8 protein-coding genes and 1 pseudogene are annotated in these 10,028 nt (G+C 69.5%); 5 read left to right on the top strand and 4 right to left on the bottom strand.

Features of this window, described 5'->3' with window-relative positions; all coding sequences use genetic code 11:
- Positions 1-507: pseudogene (locus ACQY7V_RS06850) on the bottom strand (aminopeptidase N); the annotation flags it as partial.
- An 81-nt stretch (positions 508-588) separates the two neighbouring features.
- Here ACQY7V_RS06850 and ACQY7V_RS06845 point away from each other — a divergent pair.
- Complete coding sequence (locus ACQY7V_RS06845) at positions 589-2,172, top strand: UDP-N-acetylmuramoyl-L-alanyl-D-glutamate--2,6-diaminopimelate ligase (protein WP_428639487.1); 1,584 nt, start codon at positions 589-591, stop codon at positions 2,170-2,172.
- A gap of 63 nt (positions 2,173-2,235) precedes the next feature.
- Positions 2,236-3,708: a ribosome biogenesis GTPase Der gene (gene der / locus ACQY7V_RS06840; RefSeq protein WP_154477611.1), complete on the top strand. Its 1,473-nt coding sequence runs from the start codon at positions 2,236-2,238 to the stop codon at positions 3,706-3,708.
- 50 nt (positions 3,709-3,758) lie between these two features.
- On the opposite strand, the gene ACQY7V_RS06835 is transcribed toward der, so the two are convergent.
- Genes ACQY7V_RS06835 through ACQY7V_RS06825 form a run of 3 tightly spaced genes read right to left on the bottom strand, consistent with a single transcriptional unit; the run spans position 3,759 to position 6,556 of the window.
- Positions 3,759-4,613, bottom strand: coding sequence for an FAD:protein FMN transferase (locus ACQY7V_RS06835; protein ID WP_303775513.1), 855 nt, complete (start codon positions 4,611-4,613; stop codon positions 3,759-3,761).
- Positions 4,606-5,163: an FMN-binding protein gene (locus ACQY7V_RS06830; protein WP_303843130.1), complete on the bottom strand. Its 558-nt coding sequence runs from the start codon at positions 5,161-5,163 to the stop codon at positions 4,606-4,608. The genes ACQY7V_RS06835 and ACQY7V_RS06830 overlap by 8 nt, the downstream gene beginning before the upstream one ends.
- Positions 5,164-5,170: 7 nt before the next feature.
- Positions 5,171-6,556 (bottom strand): ferredoxin reductase family protein, encoded by a 1,386-nt coding sequence (locus ACQY7V_RS06825; RefSeq protein WP_428639485.1) that lies wholly within the window; start codon positions 6,554-6,556, stop codon positions 5,171-5,173.
- 153 nt (positions 6,557-6,709) lie between these two features.
- Here ACQY7V_RS06825 and ACQY7V_RS06820 point away from each other — a divergent pair, with 153 nt between their 5' ends.
- The 3 genes from ACQY7V_RS06820 to ACQY7V_RS06810 all read left to right on the top strand — a co-directional run bounded on the left by ACQY7V_RS06820 (position 6,710) and on the right by ACQY7V_RS06810 (position 9,904).
- Entirely contained in the window at positions 6,710-7,213 is a 504-nt protein-coding gene (locus ACQY7V_RS06820; RefSeq protein ID WP_428639483.1) for a methylated-DNA--[protein]-cysteine S-methyltransferase, read from the top strand.
- 121 nt (positions 7,214-7,334) lie between these two features.
- On the top strand, positions 7,335-8,261 hold the full coding sequence (locus ACQY7V_RS06815) for an ABC transporter ATP-binding protein (RefSeq protein ID WP_235360918.1): 927 nt from the start codon (positions 7,335-7,337) through the stop codon (positions 8,259-8,261).
- Complete coding sequence (locus ACQY7V_RS06810; protein WP_277299156.1) at positions 8,258-9,904, top strand: ABC transporter permease; 1,647 nt, start codon at positions 8,258-8,260, stop codon at positions 9,902-9,904. The genes ACQY7V_RS06815 and ACQY7V_RS06810 overlap by 4 nt, the downstream gene beginning before the upstream one ends.
- Positions 9,905-10,028: the final 124 nt, after the last annotated feature.

Genomic DNA, 10,028 nt, shown 5'->3' with positions numbered 1-10,028 from the left:
CGGGCGGGCCGACAGCTCCTGACCGTTCGAGGAGACGACCCATCCTTCGGGGGCGTCGACGGTGAAGCTCCACCGGGCCTTCATGTCCGGCTGGTCGAAGCAGGGCCAGGCGCGATGCGCATCATTCGGCTCGAACTGCGTGTAGAGGTAGACGCGCGCGTCCTCCGGATCGACATAGCGGTGCAGGCCCTCCCCCGAACGGGAGTAGGCGCATCGGGCCACGACCTCGACGACCGCGTCGCGTCCGAGGGGCAGGCCGCTCACATGGAGGCGTTCGTCTTCGAAGACGATGGGACGGGCCTCGCCGTCGACGCTCAGTCCGAGCGCTTCGCCCGCGAGATCGATGAAGGTCTGCGGGGCCCGGGCCCTCAGCACGAAGGTCGAGCGGACCGTGTAGGCGTCGGCCCTCGAGTCCGCTGCTGAACGCAGGTCGATCTGGACGCGCACGGAATCCAGGACGATCGCTTCGGAACGTTCACGCGCTTCGGTCATCGTGAGAACTCGCATGTCTGAGAGTCTACGGAAGAACCCTTCGCGCCCGCGGTACGAAGCGGGCGGGTCCGGTCACGGCGAAGGTAGAGTACGGGCATGACTTCAGTGGTAGACATCCGACCCGCCGTCGCTCCCCTCCCCCTCCCCCGGGCCCTGGAAGGCGTTTCGGTCGAGGCCCTGTTCGGCCCTTCGGGCGAGCCCATCGCACTCGAGGACGCGGGCGCCGTCGAGGTGCGCGGCGTCACCGTCTCCTCGAACGACTGCGACCGGGACTGGATCTTCGTGGCGATTCCCGGCCTCACCCAGCACGGGGTCCGCTTCGCGCACGCGGCGAAGACGGCGGGAGCCGCGGTGCTCGTCACGGATGCCGAAGGCGCGGACATCGCTCGGGGAATGAGCCTCGGACTGCCGATCGTCGTGTGCTCCGACCCGCGCTCGGCGACCGCTGCGATCGCGAGGACCGTCTACGGCTCGCCCGCCTCGCGCCTGACCACGATGGCGGTGACGGGGACGAACGGCAAGACGACGACCTCCTTCCTCATGCGGGCCGCCCTCGGCGTCCACCACCCCGACGCGAGTCTGTGCGGAACGGTCGAGACCCGGATCGGGGACCTCAGGTTCCGCTCCGATCAGACGACGGCGGAGTCGCCCGTCGTCGAGAGGTTCCTCGCATCGACCCTCGAGAAGGGGCTCGGCGCGGCCGTCGTGGAGACGAGCTCCCACGCCTTGAGCTTCGGCCGTGTCGACGGGATCGTCTTCGACGTCGTCGGATTCACGAATCTGCAGCACGATCACCTGGACTACTACGGCGATATGGAGTCCTACTTCGCGGCGAAGAAGAGCCTCTTCACCCCCGAGCACTCGGCTCGGGGCGTCGTCTGCGTCGACGACGAGTGGGGCCGCCGCCTCGCTTCGGAGGCGGGCGTCCCCGTGACCACCGTCGCCGCCCTGTCGACCGGGGACGCCGATTGGCGCGTCGAGGACATCCACCCCGAGCGTTCGATCGGGAGGACCGTGTTCACCCTCGTCGATCCCGACGGGGACGGGCACCGGGTGGCGATGCCGATTCTCGGCGAGGTCAACGTCCAGAACACCGCGGTCGCGATCGTTGCGGCGGTCCAGCTCGGATACCCGGTCGATGACGTGATCCGCGCCGTCGAGGGGGCCGAGCAGATTCCGGGGCGCATGGAGAAGGTCAATCCCGAGCCGGGCGCTCAGCCGCTCGTCATCGTCGACTACGCCCACACTCCCGAGGCCCTCGAATGGACTTTGCGTTCGACGCGCGAGCTCACGGCCGGGCGCCTTCACATCGTCTTCGGCACGGACGGGGACCGGGACGCCTCGAAGAGGGAGATTCTCGCAGCCATCGCCGCCCGTGAGGCGGACGTCCTGTGGGTGACCGATGAGAACCCCCGAACCGAGGACCCCCAGGGGATCCGCGATTACCTCCTTCGGGGCATCGCCGCCGTCCGTCCGGCGCTCGAGGACGTCACCGAGATCCGGACGTGCCGCCGCGATGCGGTGCGGCGAGCGATTCTCGCGGCGGATGCCGGGGACACCGTGATCATCACGGGCAAGGGAGCCGAGTGGTATCAGGACATCGAGGGCATCAAGCACGAGTACAACGACGTGCCGGTGGCCCGTGAAGTCCTCGCCTACGACGTGCGCGCGCATCTGTGAGATCCGCCGGGACCCCGCCTTCACGCCGAGCCGGAGGCGCGCTCCCGGTAGGATGAACGGGTGATGGATAACGATTCCCCCCAGGTCCCCATGTCCGAGGACGATGAGCTTCGCGCATCCGCGATGCTCCGCGGACTCGAGCAGTTCGACCTCGACGAGGAGGATCTCGCGATCCTCTCGGGCGACGCCGATGACGCGGGGGGCGCCGATGACTCCTTCGGCCTGCCGGTCCTCGCGATCGTGGGACGACCGAACGTCGGCAAATCGACCCTCGTCAACAGGATCATCGGCCGGCGCGAAGCCGTCGTTCAGGACACCCCCGGCGTGACGCGCGATCGCGTCTCCTACCCCGCCGAATGGGTCGGCCGGGATTTCACCGTGGTCGATACGGGCGGCTGGGAGATCGACGTCAAGGGCCTCGACAAGTCTGTGGCCGACCAGGCGGAGATCGCCGTCGATCTCGCCGACGCCGTCCTCCTCGTCCTCGATGCGACGGTCGGCGTCACCGCCTCGGACGAGCGGATCGTCTCGATGCTGCGCGCGAAGGGCAAGCCCGTGGTCCTCGCGGCGAACAAGGTCGACTCCCCCATGCAGGAGGCCGATGCGGCGAGCCTGTGGAGCCTGGGCATGGGAGAGCCCTTCGCCGTCTCGGCCCTTCACGGACGCGGTACCGGCGACCTCCTCGATGCCGTGATGGAGGTTCTGCCCGAGGAATCGGCCGTCGCCACAGCGCTGCCCGAGGGCGGCCCCCGCCGCGTCGCGCTCCTGGGACGCCCGAACGTCGGGAAGTCCTCTCTGCTCAACGCCCTGGCCGGCTCCGAAAGGGTCGTGGTCAACGAGCTCGCGGGCACGACCCGTGATCCCGTCGATGAACTGGTCGAACTCGACGGCAGGCTCTGGTGGTTCGTGGACACGGCGGGAATCCGCCGGAAGATGCACAAGACGACGGGCGCCGACTACTACGCGTCCATCCGGACTCAAGCGGCCCTCGAGAAGGCCGAAGTCGCCCTCGTCCTCTTCGACGGCTCCGCGCCCCTGACCGAGCAGGACGTGCGCGTCGTGCAGCAGGTGGTGGACGCCGGTCGCGCCCTCGTCATCGTCACGAACAAATGGGATCTCGTCGACGAAGAGCGCCAGTCCGCTCTCAAGGCGGAGATCGAGCGGGAGCTCGTCCAGATCTCATGGGCGCCGCGCATCAATCTGTCGGCGAAGACCTCGTGGCACACGAACCGGATCACCAGGGCCCTCGACACGGCCCTGAACGGATGGGACACGCGGATCCCGACGGGCCGCTTGAACGCCTTCCTCGGCCAGCTCGTCGCAGCGCACCCCCACCCCCTGCGCGGGGGCAAGCAGCCCCGCATCCTCTTCGCCACGCAGGTCTCATCGAGACCGCCCCGTTTCGTCCTCTTCACGACGGGCTTCCTCGATCCCGCGTACCGCCGATTCATCGAGCGGCGCCTGCGCGAGGAGTTCGGCTTCGAGGGCACGCCGATCCAGCTGTCCATGCGCGTGCGCGAGCGCAAGCGCAAGTAGCCGCCCGAACGGCCCCGGCCCTCCCCCGCTTTCGCCGGGGAGGGCTCGTGTCATCCGCCCGCTGCGATCCCCTCGGCGCATGAACCGAGTCGGATGAGGGAATCGCCCTCGACGAGGATGGCTCCCCATCGCGTGACGGGCCGGTATCCGCGGATGTCCGTCCGGGCGAAGGCTGCGAACCACTGCGCGCCCTCACGGCCGTCGATGAGGAGAGCGGTTGCGATCGCGTCCGCAAGTCCCGCGTCCGGTCCGACGACCGTCGCTTGGCGCGCCTTCGCCGGGGCAGGGCCGCGGGCGGTGACGTGCCCGTCCTGGCGGGAGAATCCCGAGGTCGCGACGCCACCGCGAGCCCCGTCGAGGTCGTTCGGGTCGCCCGAGTCGAGGATCGCGCAGAGCGAAGCCGGAGCATCGGGGTTCTCGATGCCGATCCGCCACGGGCCGGCGGGCCCTCGGCCGCGGGTCGCGATGTCGCCCGCGGCGTTCACGCAGATGTCGCCAAGGCCGTACTCGACTGCGGTATCGGCGATCCTTCCCGCTCCCCATCCCTTGACGTAACCGGAGGGATCGAAGCCGCCGGGGGCCTTCCCCGCGTCGAATGCGCCGCAAGTGATCTGCCGCGCGCGCTCGAGGGCGTCGAGGACGCCGAGCATCTCGGCTTCATCGGGGTCCGCGGGATCGAGGCTCGCCGGGATCCGGGCTCCTGATCGCAGCGCGCTCGCGATCGAGTCCGGCCGCCATGTCGAGAAGATCCGGTCGATCCGCTCCGCTTCGGCGCGCATGCCGGGCAGGGCCGCATCGAGGAGCTGGCCGATCCGCTCGGCGCTATCGGCGTCGCAGGGGGCGTCGATCGTGATGATGGTCCCCCAGCATTCGATGAATCGGCGTGCGAGGCGCGTCTCAAGCATGGAAGCCCGCCTGGTCGAGCGCGGACTGGAGGGATTCCTTGAAGCCCTCGGAGGTGAAGGAGGCGCCGCTGATGGAGTCGACCTGAGCCGACTGGGCGGCGAGCGCTTCGGAGACGAGGGTCGGCGCGGCCTGCTGATTGATCCTTTGCGAGTGGTGGTCCGTCGGGAGTTGCACCCACGCGATGTCGCTGATCGCGCCGCCTAAGATCGTCACCTCGACCTGCATGGCGCCGTAGGGGCTCTGGTAGGCGCTTCCCGTGTAGGTGCCGTCGCTCGCCTCCGAGGAGGCGGTCGATCCGGCCGAGGGGGAGCCCGTCGAGGACGAGTCGGCGCTCGACGAATCGCTCGCGCCCTCGCCGGGGCTCGCCGGGCCCTGATCGCTCAGCGGGGTCGTGGCCGACTCGGCGCTCGTCTCCTCGACGGCCTCGACGCCCTCGGCGGACGAGGCGAGTTGCCGTCCGGCGGGGCTGAAGCCGAGGACAGCGACGAGTCCGGCGATGGTCGCGCCGGTCGCGAGGATCGCGCGGAAGGTGGGGGTGGGTGCGGTCATGATGTCCTCACATGTCGAAGGATTCGATGTGGATGCGATCGGCGGGTACGCCGAGGGCGCGGGCGGCGGCGCGGACGGAGTCGAGAAGGGCCTCGGGTCCGCATGCGTAGACGTCGATGGAGCGGGGGTCCCGAATCGAAGGGGCCAGGGAGGCAGCGTCGATCGGGTGCTGCGCCCTCGGGCCGATGAGGGTGCGGACGCGGAGGTTCGGGAGGGCATCGAGTGCGTCGAGCTCGGCACTGAGGGCGAGGTCTGCGATGTCGCGGCTGCGCACGAGGAGCTCGACCTGGTGGGTCGGGGCGAGGGATTCGGCGAGGGCGCGCATCGGCGCGATGCCGATGCCTCCTGCGATGAGGAGCGCGCGCGGGGAGCGCGCCTGCGAAGAGGTCATGACGCCGTACGGGCCTTCGATGAAGACGCGGGTGCCGACGGGCACCCCGGCCGTGAGGCTGGAGGCGTCTCCGAGCGCCTTGACGGTGATGCGGAGCATCGAGCCCGTCGGGGGTGCGGAGAGGGAGTAGGGGTGGCCTTCGAAGAAGAGCCCCCTGTGCCAGAAGCGGACGGTGAGGAACTGCCCGGCCCGGGCGCCGAGCGAATCGAGGCCGCGTCCCGAGATCCACACGGAACAGGCATCACGGGACTCGGCGACGACGGCCGCGACGCGGAAGTCATGAACGATCGAGGAACGGATCGGGACGATGACGCGCCAGATGAGGACTGCGACTCCGACTGCGGTGTAGAGCCCGACCCACCAGATCCGTCCGAAGCCGGAGAGGAAGGGGCCGCCTGAGAAGATCTGGTGGCCGAAGGCAAGCGCGATGCCGAGGTAGGCGTAGAGGTGGATCGTCCACCACGTCTGGCGCGCGAGGCGGCCTCGGATCCTCTTCCACGATGTGAGGCCGAGGGCGAGGAAGCATCCCGTGCCGGCGAGTGCGAGGAGGAGCCACTGGTCGCCCAGGATGAGCGCCCAGCCGTCGCGGATCCAGTCGCCGCCCCACACCGAGGCGGGGATGACGAGGACGACATGGACCACGACGAGCCAGAGGGCCCAGGGGCCGATGAGCTTGTGGGCGGCGACGAGGCGGTCCTGGCCGATCGCGCGCTCGATGAAGGGAGCTCTCGAGATGAGGAGGAATTCGACGAGGACGAGGTAGGTGCCGGCGCTGGCTGCGAGGCTCGAAACGGCGCTGAGGACGCCGGCGACGGTCAAGGTCAAGGGGCTCAGGGCCATGAGAGTCAGGCCGAGCGTGATTCCGAGGCCCGCGCCGCACAGTGCGACGAGCAGCGGATCGACGAAGCGCTTCGGCGGGGCGCCCGCGCTCCTTCTCGCTGCGCGCCCGGCCGTGCGCGCGAGATCGGGCAGCGCGGGCGAATACGGGAGGGGTGCTGTCATGAGAGCGAAGGTACGGGCGTCTCCTGTGCGCCCCGGGGTCGTGGACTGTGACTGGGCTATGAGACGGGCCGGGGATGAGCGGCAGCGTGGCGTCCCATGGCGTAGCTTCGGCTCTGTACCGCGAAGCCCTCGAACGCCTTGAGGAGTGCTGCCATGCTCACCTGGACGACGATTTCTTCTCCCCTCGGCGAACTCATGCTCATGGCGACTGAGAGTGGCATCGTCCGGGTCGCCTTCGAACGAGAAGGCTTCGACGCGGTGCGCGAAAGGGTCGCGGGGAATCTCGGAGTCGGGCTCGTCGAGGACTCCGCCCCATTCGCGAAGGCGCAGTCTCAGCTCGACGCCTACCTCTCAGCGGCCCGAAGGGGCTTCGATCTCCCCCTCGATTGGTCGTTGACAAGCGGATTCCACGGCGAGGTCGAACGCCTTCTCCCCTCGATCCCCTATGGTGAAACGCTCACCTACTCCCGGCTCGCCGCACTCGCCGGGCGCCCGAAGGCGCATCGGGCGGCGGCGAGCGCCTGCGCGCGCAATCCCCTCCCGATCCTCGTCCCCTGCCACCGGGTCACGCGTAGCGATGGAGGCCTCGGCGGCTACCTCGGGGGGATCGACGCGAAGCGCTTCCTGCTCGATCTCGAGAAGGGGAAGAGCCGCTGATGCCGAGCCCCTGAGGGGGAAGACGAGCTGCGCATGGGATTGAACGTCCGCCGCCAGGGCTGAGGCGATCCTAGGATTGGCCGCAGGCCGAACCCGTGCGGCCCGAAGCGGAGGAGTCGCGATGCCGAGCTCTGAGTCAGCGATCGTCGTGCGCAAGCTCGTGAAGAGTTTCGGGAGGGTCCGCGCCCTGCGCGGCCTCGACCTCGAGGTGCCGAGGGGGACGGTCACCGGCTTCCTCGGGCCGAACGGCTCGGGCAAGACGACGACGATCCGCATCCTCCTCGGACTCCTCAAGGCCGACGGCGGCGAGGCGCGACTGCTCGGGGGCGATCCGTGGAAAGACGCGGTGCGTCTGCATCGTTCCCTCGCCTATGTGCCAGGAGACGTCACCCTGTGGCCGAACCTCACCGGCGGCGAGGCGATCGACATCCTCATGCGCTTGGCTGGTCCCTTCGAGGAGGGGCGCAAACAGGCGATGCTCGAACGCTTCGACCTCGACCCGACGAAGAAGGCCCGCGCCTACTCGAAGGGCAATCGGCAGAAGGTCGCCCTGGTCGCCGCTCTGGCGTCCAGAGCCGAGCTCCTCATCCTCGATGAGCCGACGAGCGGACTCGACCCCCTCATGGAGGCGGCGTTCCAGGAGTCGATCCGCGAGCTGACCGCCGAGGGGCGCTCAGTCCTGCTCTCGAGTCACATCTTCTCCGAGGTCGAGTCTCTCGCCGATACGGTGACGATCATCCGCGAGGGCCGCACCGTCGAATCCGGGTCGATCACCGAACTCCGCCACCTCACCCGCACCCGGATGAGCGTCGGGCTCGACTCGGGCGTCGACGTCCTCGCCTCGATGCCCGAGGTCCACGACCTCATCGCCGAGGGCGCGCGCGTCTCCTTCTCGGTCGATGACGCCGACATCCCGCGGGTCCTCGCGGCCCTGGCGCCGCTCGGCCCCGCTTCGATCGTGGCGAACCCGCCCTCGCTCGAGGAGCTCTTCCTGCGCCACTACGGCGACGAGCTCACGGCGCGCGCGAACGCGGCGGGATCCCGATGAGCGCCCCGGCCCACGCCCTCGTGAGGACGACGGGCATCGGCGTCCCCGATCGGGCGATGGCGGGCTTCGGGACGGCCCTCGCTCTCGCGTGGCGGCGCAACCGCCTCCGGCTCGGCGCGTGGCTCCTCTCCCTCGTCGGGATGTACGCCTACATCGCCGCCTACTACGCCGACACCTTCACGACCGCGCGCGCCCTCGAGGACTATGCGGCGCTCTCGGCGACTCCCGGCATGAAGGCGATCACGGGCCTGTCGAAAGCGGCCGATACCCTCGGCGGGGCGGTGTGGACGAAGGGATGGATGACGATCGCCCTTTCACTCGCGATCGGATCGGTCTTCCTCATCACGAGGTCGGGGCGCGCCGATGAGGAGTCCGGCCGGAGCGAACTGCTGCGCGCGGGAGCCCTGGGCATCCGGGCCTGCTCCCATGCGAACGCGCTCCTCGTCGCGCTCCTCGCGGGGGCCGTCGGCATCGGATTGAGCGCCGTGTCGCTCCTGCAGGACCTCGATCCGGCGGGGACGGGGATCTCAGGCTCGCTCGTCCTCGGAGCCTCGACGAGCGGCATCGGCCTCATCGGACTCGGCGTCGGCGCCCTCGCCGGGCAGCTCGCGAGGACCTCCCGGGGAGCGAACGCGCTCGGCTCCGCGACGATCATCGCCTTCTACGTCCTCCGGATGATCGGCGATCTCGGGCCCGAGTGGCTGACGTGGCTCTCCCCGATCGGGTGGGGCGTGAGGATGCAGCCCTACGCGGACAACGATTGGGCCCCTTTCGCCCTCATGCTCGCCCTGGCCGCAGTCCTGCTCCTCCTCGCGCGGAGGATCGAATCGAGGCGCGACCTCGGCACCGGCCTCCTCCCCGAAAGACTCGGACGCGCCGGAGCGCCCGCTTTCCTCGCCTCGCCCCTCGGCCTCGGACTGCGCCTCCAAGGCAATGCGATCCTCGGCTGGACGCTCGCGATCGGCCTCTCAGGGCTGCTCTTCGGCTCGGTCGTCGAATCGATGACCTCTCTTCTCGACAATGCGGGCGGGAACGTCGACGCTCTCCTTCGCGGGAGCGGGGTGACGGCCCTCGTCAGCCTCCTCGTCTTGATGATGGGGCTCCTCACGATGATCTTCGCCCTTCAATCGGCCCTCACTCTGCGGGGCGATGAGGCGGGCGGGATCCTCGAAGCGCAGTTCGCGGGGGCGCTGTCACGGCGCCGATGGGCGCTCGAGCGCCTCCTCATCCCCGCGTGCGGTTCCGCACTGCTCCTCCTTCTCGGGGGCGGTCTTCTCGGCGCGGTGTACGGCGCGTCGATCTCGGACGCCTCTCAGGCGGGGGCGCTCGCGCTCGCCGCACTCGCCTACTGGCCGGCCGTGATGGTCTACGTCGGGATCGTCCTCGTCCTTTGGGCGTTCCTCCCCCGTCTCGCCGTCCCGATCTCCTGGTCGGTGGTCGCGGCGACATGCTTCCTCACGGTGTTCGGCGAGGTCTTCTCCCTCCCCCGGGGACTCCTCGACGCGCTCCCTCTCGCGGCGACGCCGTACATGCCGATGGAGTCCTTCGCTCCCCTTCCGCTGCTCGGGCTCGCGGCCGCGGCGCTGCTCCTCCTCATCATCGGCGTCGAGGGCTTCGCCCGCCGCGATCTCACGGGCGCTTGATCGGATCCGGCGGGATGTCCCCGCCGGGGGCACCCGACCCCGGGCAAGGTGCGCTGGGTCATGAGCTGTTCACGTCATTGAGCGATTATCAGCGCGCTCCTTCCCCTCGTGAGCGCCCGCGCTG

Source organism: Schaalia sp. (genome assembly GCF_050312375.1).
Lineage (GTDB): Bacteria > Actinomycetota > Actinomycetes > Actinomycetales > Actinomycetaceae > Pauljensenia > Pauljensenia hyovaginalis.
The sequence above is the reverse complement of the archived record's forward strand: the minus strand, read 5'-3'. Positions and strand labels throughout refer to the sequence as shown.

Bases quoted from the DNA above. Each gene is read 5' to 3' on its own strand.
- ACQY7V_RS06845 (WP_428639487.1), top strand. From the start codon at position 589: ATGACTTCAGTGGTAGACATCCGACCCGCCGTCGCTCCCCTCCCCCTC.
- der (WP_154477611.1), top strand. From the start codon at position 2,236: ATGGATAACGATTCCCCCCAGGTCCCCATGTCCGAGGACGATGAGCTT.
- ACQY7V_RS06835 (WP_303775513.1), bottom strand. From the start codon at position 4,613: ATGCTTGAGACGCGCCTCGCACGCCGATTCATCGAATGCTGGGGGACC.
- ACQY7V_RS06830 (WP_303843130.1), bottom strand. From the start codon at position 5,163: ATGACCGCACCCACCCCCACCTTCCGCGCGATCCTCGCGACCGGCGCG.
- ACQY7V_RS06825 (WP_428639485.1), bottom strand. From the start codon at position 6,556: ATGACAGCACCCCTCCCGTATTCGCCCGCGCTGCCCGATCTCGCGCGC.
- ACQY7V_RS06820 (WP_428639483.1), top strand. From the start codon at position 6,710: ATGCTCACCTGGACGACGATTTCTTCTCCCCTCGGCGAACTCATGCTC.
- ACQY7V_RS06815 (WP_235360918.1), top strand. From the start codon at position 7,335: ATGCCGAGCTCTGAGTCAGCGATCGTCGTGCGCAAGCTCGTGAAGAGT.
- ACQY7V_RS06810 (WP_277299156.1), top strand. From the start codon at position 8,258: ATGAGCGCCCCGGCCCACGCCCTCGTGAGGACGACGGGCATCGGCGTC.